The 22626-nt window shown below is 61.5% G+C and carries 21 protein-coding genes; 15 read left to right on the forward strand and 6 right to left on the reverse strand.

From position 1 onward, the window contains the following. Positions 1-12: 12 nt before the first annotated feature. The gene (locus tag KF821_10280; GenBank protein MBX3006196.1) at positions 13-768 is read left to right on the forward strand and encodes a response regulator transcription factor; all 756 of its coding nucleotides are present in this window, start codon (positions 13-15) and stop codon (positions 766-768) included. Positions 769-923: 155 nt separating this feature from the next. Continuing rightward, entirely contained in the window at positions 924-1361 is a 438-nt protein-coding gene (locus tag KF821_10285; GenBank protein MBX3006197.1) for an Hsp20/alpha crystallin family protein, read from the forward strand. Between the two features lie 41 nt (positions 1362-1402). Here KF821_10285 and KF821_10290 read toward each other — a convergent pair whose 3' ends face one another. Both KF821_10290 and KF821_10295 read right to left on the reverse strand, forming a co-directional pair. Beyond that, a complete protein-coding gene (locus tag KF821_10290) occupies positions 1403-1756 on the reverse strand; it encodes a DUF971 domain-containing protein (protein MBX3006198.1) in 354 nt (117 codons plus the stop codon). A 96-nt stretch (positions 1757-1852) separates the two neighbouring features. Further along, positions 1853-2353, reverse strand: coding sequence for a hypothetical protein (locus KF821_10295; protein MBX3006199.1), 501 nt, complete (start codon positions 2351-2353; stop codon positions 1853-1855). A gap of 139 nt (positions 2354-2492) precedes the next feature. Here KF821_10295 and KF821_10300 point away from each other — a divergent pair, with 139 nt between their 5' ends. The 10 genes from KF821_10300 (at position 2493) to KF821_10345 (ending at position 13045) form a co-directional block, all read left to right on the forward strand. Then, positions 2493-3515, forward strand: a complete 1023-nt coding sequence (locus tag KF821_10300; GenBank protein ID MBX3006200.1) for a serine/threonine protein kinase — start codon at positions 2493-2495, stop codon at positions 3513-3515. Further along, positions 3515-4474, forward strand: coding sequence for a DUF4238 domain-containing protein (locus tag KF821_10305; protein MBX3006201.1), 960 nt, complete (start codon positions 3515-3517; stop codon positions 4472-4474). The genes KF821_10300 and KF821_10305 overlap by 1 nt, the downstream gene beginning before the upstream one ends. 179 nt (positions 4475-4653) lie before the next feature. Then, positions 4654-5319 (forward strand): ribulose-phosphate 3-epimerase, encoded by a 666-nt coding sequence (rpe, locus tag KF821_10310; protein MBX3006202.1) that lies wholly within the window; start codon positions 4654-4656, stop codon positions 5317-5319. 7 nt (positions 5320-5326) lie between these two features. Then, positions 5327-5680: an Asp23/Gls24 family envelope stress response protein gene (locus KF821_10315; GenBank protein ID MBX3006203.1), complete on the forward strand. Its 354-nt coding sequence runs from the start codon at positions 5327-5329 to the stop codon at positions 5678-5680. 26 nt (positions 5681-5706) lie between these two features. Then, complete coding sequence (locus KF821_10320) at positions 5707-7395, forward strand: DAK2 domain-containing protein (GenBank protein MBX3006204.1); 1689 nt, start codon at positions 5707-5709, stop codon at positions 7393-7395. 14 nt (positions 7396-7409) lie between these two features. Further along, positions 7410-8255, forward strand: a complete 846-nt coding sequence (locus KF821_10325; GenBank protein ID MBX3006205.1) for a DegV family EDD domain-containing protein — start codon at positions 7410-7412, stop codon at positions 8253-8255. After that, complete coding sequence (locus KF821_10330) at positions 8256-8777, forward strand: DNA-deoxyinosine glycosylase (protein MBX3006206.1); 522 nt, start codon at positions 8256-8258, stop codon at positions 8775-8777. 372 nt (positions 8778-9149) lie between these two features. Continuing rightward, positions 9150-11672, forward strand: coding sequence for an ATP-dependent DNA helicase RecG (gene recG / locus KF821_10335; protein ID MBX3006207.1), 2523 nt, complete (start codon positions 9150-9152; stop codon positions 11670-11672). Next, on the forward strand, positions 11672-12199 hold the full coding sequence (gene coaD / locus KF821_10340) for a pantetheine-phosphate adenylyltransferase (protein ID MBX3006208.1): 528 nt from the start codon (positions 11672-11674) through the stop codon (positions 12197-12199). The genes recG and coaD overlap by 1 nt, the downstream gene beginning before the upstream one ends. 345 nt (positions 12200-12544) lie before the next feature. Next, positions 12545-13045 (forward strand): hypothetical protein, encoded by a 501-nt coding sequence (locus tag KF821_10345; GenBank protein MBX3006209.1) that lies wholly within the window; start codon positions 12545-12547, stop codon positions 13043-13045. A gap of 67 nt (positions 13046-13112) precedes the next feature. Here KF821_10345 and KF821_10350 read toward each other — a convergent pair whose 3' ends face one another. The 4 genes from KF821_10350 to KF821_10365 form a co-directional block, all read right to left on the reverse strand. Next, positions 13113-15017, reverse strand: coding sequence for an NAD-binding protein (locus KF821_10350; protein MBX3006210.1), 1905 nt, complete (start codon positions 15015-15017; stop codon positions 13113-13115). A gap of 22 nt (positions 15018-15039) precedes the next feature. Next, the gene (locus KF821_10355; protein ID MBX3006211.1) at positions 15040-15843 is read right to left on the reverse strand and encodes an SDR family NAD(P)-dependent oxidoreductase; all 804 of its coding nucleotides are present in this window, start codon (positions 15841-15843) and stop codon (positions 15040-15042) included. Continuing rightward, entirely contained in the window at positions 15840-16730 is an 891-nt protein-coding gene (locus KF821_10360; GenBank protein ID MBX3006212.1) for a hypothetical protein, read from the reverse strand. The genes KF821_10355 and KF821_10360 overlap by 4 nt, the downstream gene beginning before the upstream one ends. A 269-nt stretch (positions 16731-16999) precedes the next feature. After that, positions 17000-18316 carry a hypothetical protein gene (locus KF821_10365; GenBank protein MBX3006213.1) on the reverse strand — a complete coding sequence of 439 codons (1317 nt, stop codon included), beginning with the start codon at positions 18314-18316 and terminating at the stop codon, positions 17000-17002. A gap of 213 nt (positions 18317-18529) precedes the next feature. Between KF821_10365 and KF821_10370 the strand changes: the two genes are divergently transcribed. The 3 genes from KF821_10370 to KF821_10380 all read left to right on the forward strand — a co-directional run bounded on the left by KF821_10370 (position 18530) and on the right by KF821_10380 (position 22584). After that, complete coding sequence (locus tag KF821_10370) at positions 18530-19513, forward strand: phosphate/phosphite/phosphonate ABC transporter substrate-binding protein (protein MBX3006214.1); 984 nt, start codon at positions 18530-18532, stop codon at positions 19511-19513. A 135-nt stretch (positions 19514-19648) separates the two neighbouring features. After that, positions 19649-20416 (forward strand): phosphonate ABC transporter ATP-binding protein, encoded by a 768-nt coding sequence (gene phnC, locus KF821_10375; protein MBX3006215.1) that lies wholly within the window; start codon positions 19649-19651, stop codon positions 20414-20416. A 2-nt stretch (positions 20417-20418) separates the two neighbouring features. Beyond that, positions 20419-22584, forward strand: coding sequence for an ABC transporter permease subunit (locus tag KF821_10380; protein MBX3006216.1), 2166 nt, complete (start codon positions 20419-20421; stop codon positions 22582-22584). The last annotated feature ends 42 nt before the right edge of the window (positions 22585-22626 follow it).

Raw genomic sequence — 22626 nt, forward strand, 5'->3', positions numbered from 1 at the left:
CAATTTCTGACTATGACTGAGACACAACTGACCAACAAACGTATCCTGGTGGTGGACGATGAAGAGCGCATTGTGCGCTTCATCCGCCTCAACCTGGAGCAAGACGGTTTCCAGGTGGAAGAAGCCTTCACCGGCAAAAAAGCCATGGACAAGCTGCGCCAGAGCATGCCCGATCTGGTGGTGCTGGACGTGATGCTGCCGGACATCGATGGCTTTGAAGTGTTGCGCCTGATCCGCGAGAACAACGACGTGCCCGTGATCATGCTCACCGCCAAATCCGAAGAGGATGACCGCGTGCGCGGCCTGGAGCTGGGCGCCGATGACTACGTCACCAAGCCGTTCAGCCCGCGCGAGCTGGTGAGCCGCGTGCGCGCCGTGCTGCGCCGCACCGAGGCGCAACGCGGCAGCGAGGGCATCATCCAGGTGGATGAGCGCCTCAAGCTGGATTTCGATCGCCGCGAGGTGTGGGTGGACGGCAAGCTGGTGAAGCTGCGCCCCACCGAATACCGCCTGCTCTATCACCTGGTGCAGAATGCGGGCTGGGTGGTAACCCACGATCAGATTCTGGCCAAGGTATGGGGCTACGAGTACCGCGACGAGCCGCACTACGTGCGCCTATACGTCAACTACTTGCGTGAGAAGCTGGAGAAGGACCCCGCCAACCCCAAGTACATCCTCACCGAACGCGGCGTTGGCTACCGCTTCGTGGACTTCAAGCGCCAACAGGAAGAGGCCAAGCCCGAGGCCAAGCGCAAGAAGAGTACCTAGCGCTTCACCGCTGCACCTGCCTGAACGCTGCGCCTGTTTCCCGGCGCAGCTTTTTTTAACGATTTTCAGATCAAAATTTTGCGTTGGTTTAATTTTTGTTTCCTAAGATGTCTTTGGCTGAACGCCAAAAAAAACATGTACAGGAGGCATGAATTATGGCAAATCTTGTTCGCTGGGATCCCGTTCGGGAGCTAATGGATATGCGCCGTAGTTGGGATCGTCTCTTTGACGATAATTTCTTCACCCCCGTCACCCAGAACGGCCATGCCACTCCGCTGGTGGATCTCTACCAAACCGACCAGGACGTACACGTCAAGGCGGTGCTGCCGGGTATAAAGCCCGAAGATGTCGATGTGCAGGTGCATGGCGATACGCTCACCATCCGTGCAGAAAGCCAGCACGAGGAAGAGCAGCAGGAGGCGACCTATCACCTGCGGGAACAGCGCTACGCCGCCTATGCCCGCTCGATCCTGCTGCCGGTGCCCGTAGTGGCCGAGAAGGCCCAGGCCGAAGTGAAGGATGGCATCTTGCACCTCACTCTGCCCAAGGCCGAAGCGGCCAAAGCCAAGACCATCAAAGTTAAGGCTAGCTAAGCTAGAAAGCAAAACCCCGCCATCCGGCGGGGTTTTTGTTGTTAGTGACCGCCTTGGGCAGCCTGCTTTTCCATTTCGTCGGCCAGGGCCAACAAATAGTGCCAGTTGTAGATGCCGTACTTGTGGCCGTCTTCCCACTCTACGTTGATGGCATAGTTGCCCACCGCCTCAATGCCCACCAAGCGCGTGGCGTTGGCGCTCATCAAGGGGATGATGAAGACCCCCGGGTCCGGCTCGGGCTTCATGTTCTCATGGCCGCCCCGGCACTGTGCGCAGGGGCAGGCATTGCGCAACAACTCGAAGGGGTAGCTCACCGCGCGGCCATTGTTCCACTCGATATTGAGCCGTGCGGCGGCGCGGTTGGCGGTGATGGATTTGGGGATGATTTCAGTCATGTGTGCTAGTGAACCGTGAGTAGTGATGAGTAAGCAGGCAAAGCATCTTCGCTGCCCACTGTCCACCTCTCACGAATCACTTCCTTTCTAGTCTATTTATTCCTGTGGAACAACCACTTCAAGATAGGTACCGGCGGCCCAGCCGGCGCGGGCTGCATCCACCGGGGTCACGATGTACCACCAGGTCAGTCCGTCCACTTCGCGCGGGCCATCTTGTACCACGAATACTTCGGCGTCATAGGCCAGGAACTGGATCGTGGTGGCCAGGCCGGGGGCGCTGCGAATGTTCAGCCCACGCCCCTCGGTGCCGATAATCTGCACATACGCCCCCACCCCCATCTCGCCGCGTGCCGGCGGCTCGTAGACCGCCGTGGGCGTTGAGGTGGGCACCAGGGTGGCGCTGGGGGCCGGGGTATTGGTGGGGCCGGGGATCCAGGTCAGCGCCGCAGCGGGGGCTTCTACACGGCTGGCGGGCAGATAGAAGAACAGGCCCAGGGCAGCCAAGCTGCCGAGCAGCAGCGCCAGCGCCACGCCGGCCCACAGCACGCGCCGGGTGGCATAGGGCCGCAATCGCTGCAAGAGGGTTTGCCAGTCCACAGCGCCAAGGATACTACGTCCGCCCCGGCGCGTGTGCGCGAGCTATCCAGGCTGTTGGGCAGGCTGTGCTCTAACACGCAGCGGACGCCGCCGCACTATGCACCGTAACGAACCAGGCCCGGTACGATAAAATCGGTGCATGGCTGAAACCGTATTGCTGAACAAGCGCTACCAATTGCAAGACTTCCTGGAAAAAGGCGGCATGGCCAGCGTCTATCGCGGCCGTGACCTGATGCTGGAGCGCGATGTGGCCATCAAGGTGCTGCGCGAGGATTATTCCAAAGACGCCGGCTTCCGCGAACGTTTCCGCCAGGAGGCCAAAGCCGCCGCCAACCTCAGCCATAGCAACATCGTCACCGTCTACGACTTCGGCTACGACGAGGAACGCTTGTTTATCGTCATGGAGTATGTGCCCGGCACCGACTTGAATACGCTGATCAAGCAAAAACGGCTGTATTCGCTGGAGGAGGGCATTCCGATCGTGATCCAGGCCTGCAAAGGGCTGGGCTATGCCCACCGTGCCGGGCTGGTGCACTGCGACATCAAGCCGCACAATTTTCTGGTGACGCCGGATGGCCGCGTCAAGGTAACCGATTTCGGCATTGCGCGGGCGCTGGCCTCGATCAACCCCAACGAAGCGCAAGAGGTGGTGTGGGGCTCGCCCCAGTACTTCGCCCCCGAGCAGGCCGGCGGCGGGCCGCCTTCGCCCGCCTCGGATGTCTACAGCATGGGCGTGATCATGTACCTGATGTTCACCGGCCAGTTACCCTTCACCAGCAAGAGCCCTGAGGAGCTCGGCCGCCAGCACCGCTTTGAGCAGCCCATCCCCCCCAACCAGCTCAACCCGCGCATCCCCCCGGCGCTCAACGAGATCATGCTCAAAGTGCTGGCCAAGGAGCCCGCGGCGCGCTATCGCACCGCGGACCAGTTGGGGCGCGTGCTGCTAACCTTTGCCGCGCCACAAGTGGCTGCGCAAAGCCAGGCAGCCGATGCGCCCACCATTGGGGTGCCGCTGGCCGAAGCCGCCGCGCCCCCAAGCGGCGAGCAAAGCCCGACGGACTGGGTAGCGGTGGCCCTGGGGCTGCTGGCCGCGCTGGCCGTGGGCGGCCTGTTGCCGTTCTGGATGTGGGTCTATCTGGTCTATAACCCGCCGCTGCAATAATGTCTAAGACACGGACCAAAAGACAGCACTATGTTCCTCAATTCTGGCTTAGGAATTTTGCCATCTCTGGTCAAAAAGACAAAGTTTTTGTTTTTGACAAGAATGCAGAAGATGTCTACATAAGCAATGTAGGCAATGTGGCCTCTGAGCGAGATTTCTACAATTTGGGTGCAGGTAAAGTCAGTATCTCGTTAGAACCCAGTTTAAGCGTCCTTGAAAGTAGGGCAAGTCAGATTCTCGAAAAAGTAACAAGAAGGAAGTCAGTCGGCATACTTTCTTCCAAAGAGAGAATCGCTTTTGCAGAGTTTATTGCTCTTCAAATGGCAAGGGGAACTCACACGAGACACAATCTTATATTCATGAACAAACAACTCAAGTCAAAGATTAAACAAATGGGCTTCGACCCAGATAAAACAAAGGAGTTATTCAACAACGACCAAGATGCGAAAGAAATAGCAATACTATCTTTACCTTCCTTTATAGAGGATATCTCTCCTCATCTTTTAGACAAAACTTGGTGTTTGTTCGAAACCACCGAAACAAATCCCTTCTATTTTTCAGACAACCCAATTGCATTGCACAATGAGATAGACATGCGTCCATACGGCAATCTGGGGGTTGCTGTAAAAGGGATTGAAATCTACGTTCCACTTTCGAGTTCGTTGTTGTTAGCAATACTATGTCCTAGCCATTTAGAAGCAGTAGCACAAACTTATCAGGCGCTCTCTAAACTAGATTCAACTCAGGAAGATTACAGTTCTATTAGGCGCCTTTACTTTCACTTGCTGAGCGGCAATGCCCTTCAGGTCCACAGAGAAAATGTCAGCTTTTTAAATTCCCTCCAGACGCGTTATTCGGAACGACAAATCTTTTCCTGTCTACAAAACTTTACTCTCGTAAAGACGATGCTTTCTAGAAATCCGATGTTTAAAACTGGTCCACGGATGAATTTCTCATAGCCCCGGATACATGTCTCTCCTTTTGCACATCACCCCCTATAGCCATGTGCCTATAAGAAGAAAACTCTCTCTCTGCCTATGAAATTGCATTCTCCCCACAAAGCTAGCAGACACTTGCTACTAAGCCTACGCGACAAGCCGAGACCGGCCCTCAGAAGTACCTCAGTTATAATTCTCCAATGGCGTCTAAGCCAATCCTCGCCCCATCCATCCTGAGTGCAGATTTTGGCCATCTGGCTGAGCAAATCGCCACCGCCGAAGCGGCCGGCGCTGATTGGCTGCATATTGACGTGATGGATGGCCATTTTGTGCCGCCGATCACCATGGGCCAACTGGTGACGCAGGTGTGCAAAACGCACAGCCAATTGCCGCTGGACGTGCACCTGATGGTGCAGGCGCCGGACGGCATGCTGGCCTCGTTTGCCGCCGCCGGGGCAGATCACATCCATGTGCATGTGGAAGCCAGCCCTGACCCCGCCGCCAGCCTGCGCGCCATCCGCGCCCTGGGTTGCCGGGCCGGCCTGGCGCTCAACCCGCCCACCCCGGTCGAGGCGGTGCTGCCCTACCTGGCCGAGGCCGACATCATCCTGGTGATGAGCGTCAACCCTGGGCGTAGCGGGCAAGCCTTCATCCCGGAAAGCCTGGAGAAGATCGGCGCCCTGCAAGCGGCCATCCAGGCGCGCGGCCTAGCCACCCAGATCGAGCTGGACGGCGGCATCGACGCCAGCACCCTGCCGGCCTGCTATGCCGCCGGGGCGGCGGCCTTCGTCGCTGGCAACGCCATCTTCACCCACCCACAGGGCATCGCCGCCGGCCTTCAGGCGCTGCGCACCTCTCTTACCTAGGATGACAATGACTGCAGATAACACTCCCCGTGGCAGTATTCAGGTCTCGTCGCGCGCCGTCGCCACCATTGCCTACCAGGCCGCCGTGCAATCCTACGGCGTGGTGGGGCTGGCCGCCAAAAATTTTCTGGATGGCGTGAGCCACTTCATCGTCAAGGATCCCACCCACGGGATCGAAGTGAGCTATAGCGATGATGCCATTCATATTGATCTTTATATCGTGGTGGAATACGGCACCAACATCAAAACCATCGCCGCCAGCGTAGCGCAGAGCGTGCGCTTCAACGTGGAAAAGGCGCTGGGGCTGCCGATCCAGCATGTCAACGTGCATGTTCAGGGGCTGCGGTTCAGCGCAGACTAAAATTCAACGAAGAAGCAGGTCTCAGCATGTCAGAAACCACTCATGCGCGCGCTCACCGCGCCAACATCTTGCAGCATCGCCCGGTAGACGGCAACGGCATCCGTAGCCTGGCACAGGCCGGCTTTGGCTGGCTGGAAGCCAATAAGCAATCCGTGAATGCCTTGAACGTCTTCCCCGTGCCGGATGGTGACACCGGCACCAACATGGTGCTGACGATGAAATCGGCCATGGAAGAGATGCAAAAATCCAGCGAGAGCAAAGCGGGCAAAGTGCTCGAAGCGGTGGCGCGCGGCGCCCTGCTGGGGGCGCGCGGCAATTCCGGCGTGATCCTCTCGCAACTGTGGCGCGGCTTTGCCCGCGCCGCCGAGGGCAAGGATACGCTCAGCGCCGCCGATCTGGCGCGTGGCTTCAGCGAATCGCGCGACACGGCCTACAAAGGTGTCGTGCGCCCGGTGGAGGGCACGATCCTGACCGTATCCAAGGATATGGCCAGCGCGGCTGAAGAAGCCATCGCCAACGGCGTGGACAGCCCGATCACCCTGCTGGAAGCGGTGCTCAAGGCCGCCGATGCCTCGGTGCGCCGCACGCCCGAGCTGCTGCCGATCCTCAAAGAAGCCGGCGTGGTCGATTCGGGCGGCAAGGGGCTGTACTTCCTCATCGAAGGCATGTTGCGCTGGGTACGCGGCCAGCAGGTGCGCAATGCCGAAAGCATCATCGCCCCGATTGCCGCGCTGAACCTGGAGAATTCACTGGAAGCAGTGGAAGAAGGCCAGGACTACGAAGTAGTGGTGGATTTCCGCCCCAAGGGCGAACTGGCCCTGCAGGAGTTTTACGCCGAGCTGGAGAAGATGGGCACCTCGATCCAGGTGGGCGAAGGCGAAGGCATGTTCCGCATGCATATCCACGTGCCCACGGAAAAGCGCTACGAACCGATCGATTACATCATGGGCTTGGGCACCGTCACCAACGTGGCCATCGAGAACCTGATGGCGCAGATGGATGACATTACCGCCCAGGCCAAGGGCCGCGGTGAGTACACCGTGCGCCCCATCGCCGCCGGCCAGATCGCCGTGGTGGCCGTGGCGCCCGGCGCCGGGATCGCACGCCACTTTGCCGATCTGGGTGTGGCGGCGATCATCGAGGGCGGCCAAACCATGAACCCCAGCACGGCCGATATTCTCAAATCGTTTGAGAATTTGCCAACCGACAAGGTCATCATCCTGCCCAATAACAAGAACATTGCCCTGGCGGCGCAATCGGCCGCCGAGCTGACCGTCAAGGAAGCGATCGTGCTGCCCACCAGCAGCGTGCCGCAGGGCATCGCCGCCATGCTGGTATGGGACCCCAAGGGTGAGCTGCAAGCAGTGGCCGATGCGATGACCAAAGCCGCCAACAGCGTGCAAACCGGTGAGGTCACTACCGCCACGCGCAGCGTAGAGATCGACGGCGTGAAAGTGAAAGACGGCCAGATCATCGGCCTGCACAACGGCAAGCTCAAAGTAGCCGCCGAGGATGTAGAGAAAGCCAGCCTCGACCTGCTGAAAGAGATGCAGTTTGAAGCCATGGAAGTGCTCTCGATCTTTTACGGCGAAGAGGTAGAAGCCCAGGTGGCTGAATCGGTAGCGGATACCATTCGCCAGCAATACCCTGACCAGGAAATTGAAGTGCAACAGGGCGGGCAACCTCACTACCAATTCATCTTCGCGGTGGAATAAGCCCGCAGCCTGGCATGCCCGTCGCCATTCTTACCGATAGCACCGTCTCGTTCCCCAGCCCGGTTTTTCCGGGCCGGGAGCTGGTGCACATCCTGGCGCCGCAGTGGCAGCCACCGCGCGCCACCGAAGCGGAGCGCCTGAAGGCCAGCCACTTCCCGGCCAGCCTGCGCGCCAACGACCCCTCCCCCGTGCCACAGTTGGTGGCGCCGCGCGCGGCCGATTTTGAAGCCGTGTTCCGCCAGCTTGGCCCCAGCCATGCCGGCGTACTCACCCTGTTGCATTCCAATCACTTCAGCGCGATCGAAGAAGAAGCCCAGGCGGCGGCGGGCAGCGTGCACGGTAAAGTGGCCGTGCGCGTGGTGGATAGCCTGACCACCTCGCTGGGGCTGGGCCTGCTGGTACAGGCCGCCGCGGCCGCCAGCGCCGCTGGCATGGGGCTGGCGGAGCTGGAGCTGTATGTGCGCGGCCTGGTGCCCAACGTCTTCGGTATTTTGTGCGTGCCCGGGCTGAGCTACCTTGAGCGCAGCGGCCAGGTCAACCATTCGCAGGCGGTGGTGGGCGAGTATCTAGACATTTTGCAGGTCTTCACTCTGGATAACGGCCAACTGGTGCCCACCCAAAAAGCGCGCAACACGCGCCAACTGGTAGACGCCATGTATGAGTTCCTCTCCGAGTTCACTGACTTGAGCCACTTGGCGCTGCTGCAAGGCGCCCCCGCCTTCGAAGCCGAGACGCGCGCCCTGCGCGAGCGCCTGGCCGAAGAGGGCTACACCACCCCGATCAGCGAGCAGATCATCAACGCCCCACTGGCCAGCTTCATCGGGCCGCGCTCGCTGGGCTTGTTTGCCATACGTAGCTAGATGCGAATCGAATCGTTTCCCCCAATTTCTGACAAATCCAGCAGCATTGCTCTACTTGGCACAATGCCCGGCGAAAAATCGTTACAGACCAACACCTATTTTGCAAATAATACAAACCAATTCTGGAAGATCCTCTTTACGCTACTGAACCAAGAATTTTCTGATGATTACTCTGTCCGCAAACAATTGCTTCTAGCGAACGGTATTGCCCTTTGGGATGTGCTCAAAGCCTGTAGTAGAGAAACTGACGCACCCCACCCTGCCCCTTCCAGCCTGGATAAGTACATCAGTCAAGAAGTCCCAAACGACTTTGCGGCCTTCTATGCCGAGCACCCTCAAATCCAGCATGTCTTTTTTCTCGGTCAAAAAGCGCTCGCCGCTTACGAGAAGCATGTGGTTGCACCAGCCAAGGTACTCCATGTGCTACCCTCTCCAAGTGGAGCAAATACAAGCATGAGCTTTCAGCAAAAAGTAGCAGAGTGGAAAGTTATTCTCAAATTCATTGAATCTCCGCTCAAGTAGCCATAGAGGGTTGAATGAAATTGTTTGACATCTTTCGCACAGCAGATAACCAATTTTGGTATGTGCTGTGGGATCCTACGATGAGCCAGCCTGTCTTTCTCTCGAATCTACATAACTCTTTATCCTCGCTTCACACAGAGATGCAAAGGATGGCACTGCATGAACAGATTGATCTCTCCCTAAACATTGACACGCTCGTACTCCCAGGAAAGTTTGAAAGAATATCCGCATGGAGAGCGCAGGGGATGTTTGTAGAACAAATACATAATCCCGTGGAATCCAGCTGTCTCTAACCCGAAAAACATGACTCCAATCTTGGTTGTCAATCACCACATACCGATAGCCGCACGCAATTCCCAGTAGAATCCCCTCATGCACCCCGCCCTCAGCACCCTGAGGAAGTATTTTCGCCTCGAAGCCGCGCGCGGCTACGATGACCGTGCCGTGCTGGGTGGGCTGGAAAAGATGCTGCCCCTATGGGCCGGCAACGCCCGCGCCGAAGGCGTAGACGAAGCACAGGTGCTGGCGATCAGCCAGCACCTGCACAACTACAGCCGCCTCGACCCGGCAGGCCGGGCCGCCGCACTGAAAGCGGCCTGGCACGCGGTGCAAGGCAAGCCGCCCGCGGCCGCCAGCCAGGCGAAAACGACGGCCAAGGCCAAAGCAGCGCCGCGGCGCCGCGGGCCAAGCGCCAACCCACGCCCCACAACACAAAAGAAAGCGCAGCCCCCCAAGCCAGCCGAGGCGGCGGCCGCCAAGCCCGCCACTCGGCGCAGCAAGCCGCCGGCGCGGCGCGCCAAGATCGAAGGGGAGCCAGCCGCCCTGGCGGCCAGCACCACCGCGCTCGACGGCGTGGGCCCAGTGAACGCCGAACGGCTGGAGAAGCTGGGCATCTATACCCTGGGCGATATGCTCTATCACTTCCCGCGCCGCTACGACGATTACAGCCAGCGCGTGCCCATTCGCCAGTTGAAATTTGGGCAGGTGGTCACCGTGATCGGCACGGTGAAGAGCAAGGGCCGCCACGGCCCACCGCGCGGCAAGCAAGTCTTCGAGATCGTGGTGGATGATGGCAGCGCCGCACTGCGGGCGATCTGGTTCAACCAGCCGTGGATGTACAAGAATTTTCACGAGGGCGAAGAGGTAGTGCTCTCCGGCAAGATCGACCAATACCTCGGCCGGCTGACCTTGAACAGCCCCGAGTGGGAAAAGCTGGAAGACGAAGACGCCCTGGCAGATACCCAGCACACCCATCGCATTGTGCCGGTCTACCCGCTCACCGCCGATATCCGCCAGCGTTGGCTGCGCGGCCTGATGAAAAAGGTGGTGAGCTATTGGGCGCCGCGCCTGCCGGATCTGTTGCCGGCCAGCCTGCTAGCCACTGCGGGCTTGCTGTCATATAGCGATGCGCTGCAACAGGTACACTTTCCGGATTCGCAGGAACAGCTCGAAGCGGCCAAGCTGCGCCTGGCCTTCAACGAACTGTTCCTGCTTCAGCTCGCCGTATTGATCCAGAAGCGCATCTGGCAGGGCGAGCGTGCCCGCCCCTTCAGCCCCGCCCCCGGTTGGCTGGCGGCGCAAACCGCACGCCTACCCTATACCCTCACCGGGGCACAGCAAAGTGCCCTGGCGGACTTGCTGGCTGACCTGGCCTCGGGCCGCCCGATGAACCGTTTGCTGCAAGGCGATGTCGGCTCAGGCAAAACGGTGGTGGCGGCGCTGTGCATGGCGCTGGTGGCGGCCGGCGGCGCCCAGGCGGCGCTGATGGCGCCCACCAGCATTCTGGCCGAGCAACACTACGCCAGCCTGCGCCAACTGCTGGCGGCGGAAGGCGGCCCGCTGGCGCCAGAGGAGATGCGCCTGATGATCGGCGCCACCAGCGCGGCGGAGAAAGACGAAATCAAAGCCGGGCTGGCCAGCGGGCAGATCAAGCTCATCATCGGCACGCACACCCTCATCGAAGACCCGGTAGTCTTCGATGCGCTCGAGCTGATCGTGATCGACGAGCAGCACCGCTTCGGCGTGGGCCAGCGTGCCGCCCTGCGCGCCAAGGGCCACAACCCGCACCTGCTGGTGATGAGCGCCACGCCGATCCCGCGCTCCCTGGCGCTCACCCTGTATGGCGACCTGGAGGTCAGCACGATCAGCGAGCTGCCCCCCGGCCGCCAACCCGTGCACACCCATGTGCTGGCGCCGCGCGAAGTGGCCCGCGCATACAACTACATCCGCCAGGAAGCCGCCGCCGGCCGCCAGGCCTTTATCATCTATCCGCTCATCGAAGAAAACGAGAGCTCGCAAACCAAGGCGGCGGTGGCTGAGCACGCCCGGCTGAGCAAAGAGGTCTTTCCGCAACTCAAGCTGGGTCTGCTGCACGGGCGCATGCGTGCCGAAGAGAAGGAGCAGGTGATGGGCGCCTTCCGCGATGGCGCACTGGATGTGCTCGTCTCCACCACGGTGATCGAAGTGGGCGTGGATGTACCCAATGCCACCGTGATGCTGATCGAAGGCGCCAACCGCTTCGGCCTGGCGCAACTGCACCAACTGCGCGGCCGGGTGGGCCGCGGCACCCAGCAGGCCTATTGCATCCTGGTGCCGGATAGCGAAGACGCCCTGGAAAACCAACGCCTGGCCGCGCTGGCCAGTACGCAGGATGGCTTCAAGCTGGCACAGATCGATCTGGAGCAGCGCGGCCCGGGCCAGTTTATGGGGATGGCGCAGGCAGGCTTTGGTGACATACAATTGAGCCTGCTGACCGATACGCGCCTGCTCGAGAAAGCCCGCCGCCAGGCGCAAGCCCTGCTGGCCGCCGACCCGGAGCTGAGCCAGCCGGAGCACAAACCAATCGCCGCGGCGCTGATCCACTACACGCGTGACGGCAAGGGAGATTTGAGCTGATGATTCGTGCATTGTTCCCCGCCACTTTTGACCCGATCCACAACGGGCACATTGATATTGCCCTGCGGGCCACCAAGCTATTTGATGAGATCGTGGTGGCGGTGTATGAGCTGCCGCAGAAGAACCTGCTGCTATCCACCGAAACGCGCGTGGCGCTGGTGAAGGAGACCTTCAAGGATGAGAAGAAGATCACCGTCACCACCTACGCCGGCCTGACGGTGGATTACTGCCGCGAGATCGGCGCGGCGGTGATCGTACGCGGCCTGCGCGTCTTTTCTGACTTTGAGTACGAGTTCCGCATGGCCCTGGCCAACCGCCAACTGGCGCCCGACCTGGAGACGATCTCGCTGATCACCAGCAAGGAGCATAGCTTCTTGTCGTCCACCACCGTGCGCGAGGTCGCCTCGTTGGGCGGCGATGTGAGCAGCATGGTGCCGCCGCACGTCAAGCAGGCGTTGGCGGCGCGCATCGCCGAGATGGCCGCCAACGGCGAGCCGGAGTACCCCGCCACGCCGCTGAGAGATTGAGTAGTGCCTGTCATTGCGAGCGCAGCGTAGCAATCTGGGGTGATGCCCTAGTTGCAAAAAGCTGACTGACCCACCCAGTGTCATTCTGAGCCAGCAAGCGGCAACGCCGCTTGCGCCCGCGAAGAATCCCTGTAGCGCGTGTTTTGGAAAGAGCCTCATGTGGAAGAAATGCCCATAGGGATCCTTCGCTGAACGGGCCTCGGCGTTCCGGTGCTGGTTTATCTACCCGCTCAGGATGACACAAGGGCAGCGATTTGGCTTCCCCTGCAAGTTGCCTAAATGGAGATTTACCGATAAGCTAGGCTCAAATCTTGCATCTGCACGCTAGAAGGCAAGAACCAACCTATGGATATTCTTCAACTCGTAGACAAGCTGGAAGAGCTCTTTAATGAGAGCCGACCCCTGCCGCTGACCAACAACGTCATTGTGGACGAAGACCGCATGCTGGATCTGATCGATCAGATGCGCGTGGCGATCCCCGATGAGGTGAAAAAGGCCCAGAAGCTGATCGCCGAGCGCGACCGCACGATGGCCCAGGCGCAGGAGGAGGCCAAGCGCACCCTGCAACTGGCCCGCGAGAAAAGCGATGGCCTGGTGGAGCGCGATGCGATCGTGGCTGCCGCCGAAAGCCGCGCCGAGCAGATCTTGCAACAGGCCAACCTGGATGCAGATGCCACGCGCCAGGAAGCCGATGACTACGTAGTGGAAACGCTGACCAGCCTGGAAATGGAACTGGAGCGCGTGCTCAACCAGGTACGCAACGGCATTCGCGCCGTGATGCAGCAGCAGGAAGCCAAGCGCGCCGAGCAGCAGGCCCGCCCCGGCGGCGAAAACGCCGCCGGCTAAACCCACCTCAACGCCGATGCAAAAAGCGCCCGCAATTGCGGGCGCTTTTTTGTTGCCTCAAAATTGGTTAATTTTCGGCCAACACGATGATCTTGTCGCCCTCGCCGTAGATCGTCGAGGCGGATTTGGGCGGGTTGGTGCGGATGCCATAGCCGCGCTCAGGGTGATTGCTATCCGCCACCAGCCGGTAGCCGATAGCCGTTTCGCCGCGGCGCCGCGCCGCTTCCACCACGCTGTAAAAATTCACCGGGCGGCCGGTTTCCACATACAAAGACGCGGGCTTGAGGTAGATATCCGCGTGCTGCGGGTCAAACAAGTCGGCGAACACCGCGTAGAGCTCGGCATTCTCAGCAAACTGCGCCATCATCAGGCTGACCAGTTGCTCGCTGACCACGAAGTCATCCACGCGGGTCACCTGCGCCAGTTCGCGGTTGCGCACATCGAGGACCTCGCTGACGATCGAGAAAGGCGTCTGGTCATGGTGGAAGATATCGCGCAAATGCAGCAGCGTCACCAGGGTCAGCGCGTCGGCAGGCTGCACACCGCGCTCAGCGTACGCCAGCACGATAACGTGTTCGTAATCATCCACGCGCAGCGCATCCAGCAAGCCGCGATCGGTGGTATCGCCCTGCAACACATGCACGGCCAGGTTGCTGAGCTGGCCCGCCTGCAGACGAATCGTCTCGGCGGTGGCGTCATTAATATCGGCCACGATGCGCAGCTCAGAGTGCGGGGCCACAAAATGATCCAGCTCGCGCAGAATCGTGAAGCCGTTGTGGTTCCAGCCCAGGATCAGCGTACGCACGCTGTGCGGCGCCGGGTCGCCCGCGCCGGCCACGATCAAGGCTGGCTGGATCTGCACCTCTTCCGGCTTGGCTGGGCGCACGCCCGCGTCGGCCGCCAGCGCCAGCAAGCGATCGCCTGCCTGCAGCGGCGTGGGCATCGGCGGGTTGAGCCTGATCTCGCCGGCGGCACCGCGCAGGCCGATCACCGCCGCTTCGTCATAGGCCAGCAGCGCATCCCCATAGGTCTTGCCCACCAGGCTGGGCTCTTCCAGCAGATAGATCTCATCGCCGGCAAAGTTCATCAGTTCGGTATACACCAGCGATAAGCCCGATTGGTGGTTGGCGCGGGCGATCAAGCGTGAGATCAGATCACCGATCAGCACCACCTGCACCTTATCTTCGGCGCTGACCAGCTTGAGTACATTGAGGTTGCGCGGGTTGCGCACCTGCGTATTGATCGAGTACGGTTCGGCGCGGCGGTTGGTGGCATTGGTGATCGCCAGCACAGATTTGATCACCTCCGCATCCGGGTCGGCTGTATCGGGCGGCAGAATGATGATCGATTTGCTGGTCTGCGGATTGGCAATGTCAATATCCGCCGGGTCGTTGGGCTTGCCACGGCGGCAGACGATGCGCGTGCGGCTGCCGTGCAGCGCCACGCGCTCGCCGATCTCATCTTCCATCGTCACCTTGTCGCGATCCGCCAGAATGACGATACAGGCATTGTGCCGGCCTTGATTGGCCAGCACCAATTCATTCAAGATGGTGAAGATCTGTGGCGACCAGCCCAGGATCAGGGTGTGGTTATGCTCCAGCACGCGCGAGCGCCCCTTGCGCAGCTCTTCGATGCGGCGCTGGATGCCGTTGGTGAGCACCGCGATCAAAGCGCTGAGCGTGAACACGCCCACCACGGTGACGATCAGCATCACCGTGCGGAACCCAGCGCCGGTATCGCCAATGATGGCGCCCGAGCCGAGGGCGCGGATCAGGCTTTGCCACACCGCCTCGGCAAAACTCAGCGGCTCAAGATCGCCCTCCTGCACGATACCGGCGATCGAGATCACCGTGGCGGCCAGCAGCACCACCAACAACGAAACCGAGAGCACCACCGCGATCAAAGCCGGGGTGCCGCGCGAGATCAAGTTATCGAGGCGATAGCGTAAACGCTCAAGCAAGGATGGCTTCATGTGCAGTGATTATACGGTCCCGCTAGCGCAGGCCGCGCTCAGGGCGGGTGAAGATCTGCTCCTGCACCCAATCACTTAGCGCCGGGAAGAGATTTGAAAACAGCACCACCAGCCGATAGACCCAGGGCAGCACCAGGCTGCGACGCGGGCGGCGGACCAGGCCCAGCAGCGCCGTGGCCACCTGTTCGGCACTGAGCACCAGCGGCTGGGGGGTGCTGAGGCGCCCTTTGCGTTGCATACCGGTGTGGCTGGCAAAGTCAGTATCCACGCCGCCGGGGTAGACCACGGAGACGTGAATGTTGAACACGCCGACTTCGCGGCGCAAGGCCTCACTGAAGCCGCGCAAGCCAAATTTGCTGGCCGCGTACACGCTATAGGTCGGGGTTGCCATCAAGCCGGCCAGCGAGCTCATGTTGATGATATGGCCCTGGCGGCGCGCCAGCATGTGCGGCAATACCGCGCGGGTGAGCAGGATCGCCCCGGTGAGATTGACGTTGATCTGCGCAACGATATCGGCCTGCGGGTCTAGCGCCTCCAGCCATTGCGTGCGGCCAAAACCGGCATTGTTGATCAACACATCGATCTGCCCGTAGGCCGCCAGGCTGCGCGCTACCAACGCTTCACTATCGGCCGGGTTGGCCACATCAGCAGCCAGCGCCAATGCCGTGCCTCCCGCCGCAGCAATCTCGGCCTGCAGGGCTTGCAGGCGCTCCAGGCGCCGGGCGGCCAGCACTACGCGGTAGCCCGCCGCGGCCAGGCGGCGCGCCGTGGCGGCGCCGATGCCCGAAGAGGCGCCCGTGATTAGGACGACGGCAGGCGCGTTCAAGGCTGGATGAGTACCGGAATGCTGCTGAGATGGAGCAGGCCGCCATCACGCATCGACTCGGCGTAGAGCACAATGCGGCCGGGCACGGCCTGGCTGACAGACCAGCTCAGCGTGCCGCTGAACGGGCCGGGCTGGCCGATATCGGGCGCAGCAATGCTGGCGAAGCTGCTGGCCAGCACGCTGGCATCGCCACAGATGCTGTGCGCCAGCGGGCTGGCTTCTACGCTCGGCCCGGCCCCCACGCCGCACAACAGCAAGCCCAGGTTGGATTCGAAGTAATAGGCGGAGAAGCCGCTAACGGTGAGGCTGCCGCCGGCAATCGAGCTATTTGGCCCCGGCGACTGGATGGCGATGTTCTCGCTTGCCACCGGCTGCGGCAGCAGGCGCGCTTCGCCGCCGGGCAGCAGGGTCACCTCCACACTGGTGAGATGCACGATGCCGCCATCCAGTGCGCTGGTTTCCATCACCGCCACCCGGCCGGGCTGTTCCTCGCTGACGGAGAAGTGCAGCTCTACCGAGAAGGGGCCGGGGCTGCCGGCTTCGGCGGCGATGGTGGTGGGCGTGAGGGCGATCTGGTTGCCGGCCTCGTCGTAGATGGCGATGACCAGGTTTTGCTCAAAGGTGGGGCGGGATTGGCCGCTCACCGTCACCGGCGAACTGATCGCTGAGGCAAAGCCTGGGCTGCCGATCAGGATCGCCTCCAAGGCTACCTCGCCGGAGGGCGTAGGCGCGGCGGCTTCGTCAGTGGCTACGGCGGGCGCGGTGGTTTGGGTGGCTGCGGGCAGCATGATACTGGTGGCGGTGGGCTGGGCTGGCGTCCCCGGCAGGTTGCAGGCTGCCAGGGCCAGCAAGGTCACCGCGGAGAGCGCTATTTTTATTGGGCTCATTAAACAATTATCGCATTGAATTCCTGGAATCGAGTGCAGGCAGAACCCCGTGTCATTCTGACCGGGTTTATACATCCACACCCGGATCGCCGAAGCCGGAACAGGGAAGAATCCTTGCTGACCGGTCTTCTGTGCCGAGCTTAGTTGCTTATGTGCGTACCAATGATCCCTCGCTAACGCTCAGGATGCACTGAGTTTGTAGGGCGGGTCTAAGACTCGCCCCTACGGCCCTTGCCGCTCACGGCGAGAAATGAGGAGTTGACTCTTAATCAATTGGTTGAAGGTTCAGCTCCTAAATCCTCGCCCACTTCCTCCACCAAGAACAAGGAGCCAGCCACCAGCACCACGCCGCCCGGTGGGCAGGCCGCCTGGGCCGCGGCTAACGCCGCGGCCGGCTGCGGCGCGGCGCGCGCCGGCAGCCCCAGTGCGCCGAGCCGTTCAACCAGCTCGGCGGCGGGCATGGCCCGCGGCTGGGCCGCCTGGGTGGCATAGGCCTGTTGGATGCGCGGCAACAGCGCAGACAACAAGCCGGGCAAGTCTTTATCCGCCGAGACGCCGAGCACCAACACAACCGGCACCTCGGGAAAGTAGGTATCCAGCGCGGCACGCAGAGCGCGCGCCGCCCCTGGGCTGTGCGCCCCGTCCAGGATCACGGTGGGCTGGCCCGGGTGTACTTCAAAACGGCCTGGCCAGCGCGCCGCGGCAAAGCCGGTCTGAATGGCGGCCAGGCTCACCGGCAAGCCCGTATCTGCCAACGTTTGCAAGGCGGCGTAGGCAGTGGCGGCATTGCCGATCTGGTGCGCGCCCAGCAAGCGGATCTGCAGCGGCTGCCAATCACCCGCCGCGCCGCGTACACGCAGCGTCTGGCCGCCGGCCGCGGCCGCCAGGGGCTGCACTTGCCACTCCACGCCCACGCGGCTCAATGGCGCGTTCAGCGCCGCTGCCTGAGCGGCGATCACCGCGGCGGCCTCGGCGGGCTGAGCGGCGCTCACCACCGGCACGCCGGGCTTAATGATGCCGGCCTTGTGGGCAGCGATCTCGGCTAAGCTGCCGCCGAGGATGGCGGTGTGGTCAAGATCGATCGGGGTGATCACGCTGACGCGCGGGCGCAGCACATTGGTAGCGTCCAGACGGCCTCCCAGCCCCACTTCGATCACGGCCACGTCTACCGCTGCCAGGGCGAAGGCGGTAAACATCAGCGCCACACTGACTTCAAAATAGGTCCAGCCCGGCTGGGCCTGCAAGTACGGGTAGAGGCGCGCAAAAGCAGCTTGCAGGAGCTCCGGCGCAGCCGCCACGCCATCGATGCGGATCCCGTGGACATCCCCGGCGAGGTTGGGCGAGGTGAACAGCCCGGTGCGGTAGCCGTGTGCCTGCAAGGCGGCGGCGCACAGGGCGCACAGCGAGCCTTTGCCATGTGTGCCGGCCACATGCAGGCTGGGATAGGCCTGCTGCAGCTCGCCGAGGGCGGCCAGCAGGCCGGCCACACGCGCCAACTGGAACTCCTCAGGCGCCAGGCTATTTTGGTTCTGGGCCGCCAGGCTGGGCAATTGCGCCAAATAGTCGAGATAGGCCGGGGCAGACATGGCCTGATTTTACTGTGGGCCGGATAGGCCGGCTGGAGAGGCCAAGCCGGACCCGGCATGGCCTTGCCCGACCCGGCATGGTCCCGCCGGACCCGCCGGACATACTCCCCTGGGGCGAGGCAAGGATATTTTAAGGTTGTACCAAATCAGGTGATTTATCATTCTTTTTACTATGGCAGCCCCAAAGCTGCTAAACCCACAAGGAGAAGAGCTATGAAGAATCGTTTCTTTCCCGTGCTGGCCATCGTAGTAGTGCTTTCACTGCTGCTGGCAGCATGCGGCTCCGCCGCGGCTCCCACCGAAGCGCCGGTTGAACCGGTTGCCACGGAGGCCCCCGCCGAAGAGCCCACCGTAGAGGCTGGCCCCGTGTATGGCACCGAGGAGAACCCGATCGTTTGGGCCTTGGTTCCCTCACAGGACACTGACGCCGTGTTGAGCGGTGCCAGCGGCATTGCGGCTGCCATTGAAGAGGCCACTGGCCTGGTGATTGAGCCGGTCATCACGACCGACTTCACCGCGGCCGTTGAGGCTATGTGTAACGGCGAGGCTCAGATGGGCGCGCTGAACACCTTCAACTACATCGTTGCCCACCAACGTGGTTGCGCCGATGTCGGCATTGCCTCCCTGCGCTTCGGCAGCAGCTTCTACACCGCCCAGGTTGTGACCCGCCCCGATACGGGCATCACCAGCCTGGCTGACCTGGCCAACACCAAGTTCTGCCGCCCGGATCCCACCTCCACCTCCGGTTGGGTGCTGCCTTCCATCGCCATCAAGGCTGAGGGCATCAACCCCGAGACCGACATGGAGATCGTGGATGCCGGTGGTCACGATGGCGTGATCATCGCCGTGTACGAAGGCCAGTGTGACGCGGGTTCCACCTTCACCGATGCCCGCTCCAACGTGGAAGAGGCTTACCCGGATGTACGCGACAAGGTGATCGTTGTCACCGAGAGCGCGCCGATCCCGAATGACACCATCAGCTTCGCGCCCTCCCTGAGCGCCGAGACGGTGGAAGCCCTCAAGACCGCTTTGCTGGCGTTGAACGACAGCGAAGAGGGTCTGGCCCAGCTGAGCCAGCTGTATAGCTGGAGCGGCCTGGAAGCCACCGAAGACAGCTTCTACGATGGTTTCCGCCAGCAGCTCGAAGCGGCTGGCATGTGCATCAGCAGCGAAGGCCGCATCAGCGAAGACTGCTAGTCAGGTCTACGCGAATGCTGCTTGGCTGGCGTTGAGCTAGCACAGCAAACAAAACGGGAAGGGTCTGCGCTCCCCAGCGCACCCTTCCCGTTTTTTGTAGGTTTGCAAAATCCAGAATCCTTTTACAATAATCCCATGCTCACAGTCGAAAACCTTACCATGATTTACCCCGATGGTACTGTGGCGCTCAAAGACGTCAGTTTTGAAGTGCAAGACGGCGAATTTCTGGGCGTGATCGGTCTCAGCGGGTCAGGCAAATCCACCTTGTTGCGCTGCATCAACCGTTTGTTGGAACCGACCGAGGGGCGCATCATCTGGAATGGCAAGGATATTACTCACCTGCCCCAGGGTGAATTGCGCTTCGTACGCCGTGAGATCGGCATGGTCTTCCAGCAATTCAACCTGGTGAAGCGCTCCAGCGTGCTGACCAATGTGCTCTCAGGCCGGCTGGGCTACACCCCGCCCAGTTGGGCGCTGGCCAACCGCTTCAGCCGCCAGGACCGCCAGATGGCGCTGCAGGCGCTGGAACGTGTGGGCATTCCCGACAAGGCCCACAACCGTGCCGATGAGCTCAGCGGTGGCCAGCAGCAGCGCGTGGGCATCGCCCGGGCGCTGATGCAGGAGCCCAAGATGATCCTGGCCGACGAGCCCGTGGCCAGCCTCGACCCGGTGTTGGCGCACTCGATCCTGGGCTACCTTGAAAAGCTCAACCACGAAGACAACATTACCGTGCTGTGCAGCCTGCACTACCTCGATCTGGTCGAACGCTATTGCGAACGCGTGATCGGCCTGCGCAACGGCCAAGTGGTGTTTGAAGGCAACAAAGCCGATATTCAACAGATGAGCGATGCGCGCTTCAAAGAGATCTACGGCGAAGAAGCCATTCGCATGGGAGGCGCATAGCAATGGCCAAATCCACGCCTCCATCGTTTGAGCGCACCAAGCGCTCCCCCCTGCATGCCCTGCTCTCGCTGATCGTGCCCGGGTTAGGCCAGTTTGTGGCCAAAGCACGCACGCGCGGGCTGACGATCCTGCTGATGGTAGTTACCCTGTTCGGGCTGAGCATGTGGACCATCGCCCAGCGCGCCCGCTTCCCAGATTACAGCCTCAGCACCGCGGTCTTCATCAAAGTTGTGCTTGCCACCGCGGCCTTGCTGGTGTTCCTGCTCGCCTTGCGCCACCTCTTCGTGCGCTTCGTGACCAAAGACCCGGCCATGGAGGCCTTTAGCCTCTACGGCGTAGTGATCTTGTTCTTCCTGCTGCTTGTGGTCATTGGCCCAAGCCAGATCCTGCCCACCGTGCTGCGCCCCGAGGAGATCTCGCAGGTGCATGGCGTCACCGCGCTGTATGCCGGCGCGGCCCTGGCCGCCCTGTGGCTGTGGCAAGTGGTGGATGCGGCACGCATCGGCGGCGAGCACCTGCGCGGCAAGTTCCTGCCCTCGATGGGCGCGGCGATCGTCATCGCCTGTTTGCTGGTGTTTGCCCTCGGCTACAACCTCACCGGGGTAGACCTGCCCAAAGCGATCCGCGAATATCAGGATGTGGGTATTTTGTTGCCGCGCATCCTGTGGCCCTGGCGTTCGGCGTTTGCCTACGACCAGGAAGTCTTCGAAGTTGTGCAGAAGATCCAGGCGCCCTGCCCCGATGGGGAAGTTGGCCCGCCCTCGAACCCGGCCCTGCCGGATGACCCCTGGGTGAGTGCCACGCCTACCTGCGGCCAGCTCAGCTCTCGCCCGATCACCGGCGGCCTGGAGCTGGGTACGCAACTCACCATTACCGGCGGCAACTTTGTGCCCGGCCAGGTGGTGCACGTGCGCTGGGCCAACCCGATCGGCAACCCGTTCACGCCGCGTGGCATGGGCGAAACCGACATCACCATCGATGAGGACGGTGGTTTCACCACCACGCTCAACATCCCCGATGCGGTCGTGGCCCCGGATACCGCCGTCGGCACGCAGATCCACTCGCTGATCATCCGCCAGGAGAGCGTGTTGGTGTTCGGCGGGCGGCTGAGCGAAGAAATGAAGCTGGCCTTGATCGGCCTGCTGGAAACGATCATGATCGGCCTGATGGCGACCTTCTTCGGCATCGTGGCCGCCTTCCCGCTGTCCTTCCTGGCCGCCAAGAACCTGATGGCCCCCATCCTGGGCACCCCGCAACGCATTGTGGGCTCGCTGGCCGGCGCCCTGGCGGGCGGCTGGGCCGGCCTGCAGGTCACCAACTTCGTCTCCAACTCGCTGGGCGGCCTGGATAAAGCGCCCGTGCAGATCTTTTTGGTGGGGTTGATCGCCGTACTGGGGCTGGGCTATCTCGGCTTGCAGTTTGGCGGCCGCCTGAGCGAAATGCTACTGACCCGCCTGGGCAAGGATGCTGGTTACTGGACCGCTTCGGGGCTGCTGGCGCTGCTGGCCGCCTACCCAGGCTACCGCCTGGGCTTGGGCTTTAGCCGCGGCGTGCGCAGCATTGTGGTGGGCAACGAAATCGCCGCCATCAACGAACAATGGTATGGCGCGATCGGTGCGGTGTTGGTGACCCTGGCGGTGTTCTGGTATCTGTATGGCAAGCGCGAGACGCGCCGCGTGCCGGTGGGCTTGATCCTGTACGGCATCGTGCGCACGATCTTCAACATCGTGCGTTCCGTAGAAGCGCTGATCTATGCCATCATCGCCGCCATCTGGGTGGGCTTAGGCCCCTTCGCTGGCACCCTGGCGCTGACCCTGCACACGGTGGCCTCGCTGGCCAAGCTGTACTCTGAAGCCATCGAGAGCATTGACCCCGGCCCGCTGGAAGCGCTGGACGCGGTAGGCGCCAATCGCCTGCAGAGTGTGGTCTACGCGGTGGTACCGCAGATCATGCCGCCGGTGATCTCGTTCACGGTCTACCGTTGGGATATCAACGTGCGTATGTCCACCCTGCTCGGTTTCGTGGGCGGCGGTGGTATCGGTTTCATCCTGCTGCAATGGATCCGCCTGTACAACTACGAGGCGGTGGGCATTGCCGTCTGGCTGATCGCCATCACCGTGGCCGCGCTGGACTATGTAAGTTCGGAGATCCGCGAGCGCTTCGTGTAAGCGCGTTGGCAGCAAACAAAAAGCCCTGGCAATGCCAGGGCT

It is taken from the genome of Anaerolineales bacterium, from assembly GCA_019637755.1.
Classification (GTDB): domain Bacteria; phylum Chloroflexota; class Anaerolineae; order Anaerolineales; family UBA11579; genus JAMCZK01.

Excerpts from the sequence above, each read along its gene's own strand:
- KF821_10280 (MBX3006196.1), top strand. The coding sequence starts at position 13 with ATGACTGAGACACAACTGACCAACAAACGTATCCTGGTGGTGGACGAT.
- KF821_10285 (MBX3006197.1), top strand. The coding sequence starts at position 924 with ATGGCAAATCTTGTTCGCTGGGATCCCGTTCGGGAGCTAATGGATATG.
- KF821_10290 (MBX3006198.1), bottom strand. The coding sequence starts at position 1,756 with ATGACTGAAATCATCCCCAAATCCATCACCGCCAACCGCGCCGCCGCA.
- KF821_10300 (MBX3006200.1), top strand. The coding sequence starts at position 2,493 with ATGGCTGAAACCGTATTGCTGAACAAGCGCTACCAATTGCAAGACTTC.
- KF821_10305 (MBX3006201.1), top strand. The coding sequence starts at position 3,515 with ATGTCTAAGACACGGACCAAAAGACAGCACTATGTTCCTCAATTCTGG.
- rpe (MBX3006202.1), top strand. The coding sequence starts at position 4,654 with ATGGCGTCTAAGCCAATCCTCGCCCCATCCATCCTGAGTGCAGATTTT.
- KF821_10315 (MBX3006203.1), top strand. The coding sequence starts at position 5,327 with ATGACTGCAGATAACACTCCCCGTGGCAGTATTCAGGTCTCGTCGCGC.
- KF821_10320 (MBX3006204.1), top strand. The coding sequence starts at position 5,707 with ATGTCAGAAACCACTCATGCGCGCGCTCACCGCGCCAACATCTTGCAG.
- KF821_10325 (MBX3006205.1), top strand. The coding sequence starts at position 7,410 with ATGCCCGTCGCCATTCTTACCGATAGCACCGTCTCGTTCCCCAGCCCG.
- KF821_10330 (MBX3006206.1), top strand. The coding sequence starts at position 8,256 with ATGCGAATCGAATCGTTTCCCCCAATTTCTGACAAATCCAGCAGCATT.
- recG (MBX3006207.1), top strand. The coding sequence starts at position 9,150 with ATGCACCCCGCCCTCAGCACCCTGAGGAAGTATTTTCGCCTCGAAGCC.
- coaD (MBX3006208.1), top strand. The coding sequence starts at position 11,672 with ATGATTCGTGCATTGTTCCCCGCCACTTTTGACCCGATCCACAACGGG.
- KF821_10345 (MBX3006209.1), top strand. The coding sequence starts at position 12,545 with ATGGATATTCTTCAACTCGTAGACAAGCTGGAAGAGCTCTTTAATGAG.
- KF821_10350 (MBX3006210.1), bottom strand. The coding sequence starts at position 15,017 with ATGAAGCCATCCTTGCTTGAGCGTTTACGCTATCGCCTCGATAACTTG.
- KF821_10360 (MBX3006212.1), bottom strand. The coding sequence starts at position 16,730 with ATGAGCCCAATAAAAATAGCGCTCTCCGCGGTGACCTTGCTGGCCCTG.
- KF821_10365 (MBX3006213.1), bottom strand. The coding sequence starts at position 18,316 with ATGTCTGCCCCGGCCTATCTCGACTATTTGGCGCAATTGCCCAGCCTG.
- KF821_10370 (MBX3006214.1), top strand. The coding sequence starts at position 18,530 with ATGAAGAATCGTTTCTTTCCCGTGCTGGCCATCGTAGTAGTGCTTTCA.
- phnC (MBX3006215.1), top strand. The coding sequence starts at position 19,649 with ATGCTCACAGTCGAAAACCTTACCATGATTTACCCCGATGGTACTGTG.
- KF821_10380 (MBX3006216.1), top strand. The coding sequence starts at position 20,419 with ATGGCCAAATCCACGCCTCCATCGTTTGAGCGCACCAAGCGCTCCCCC.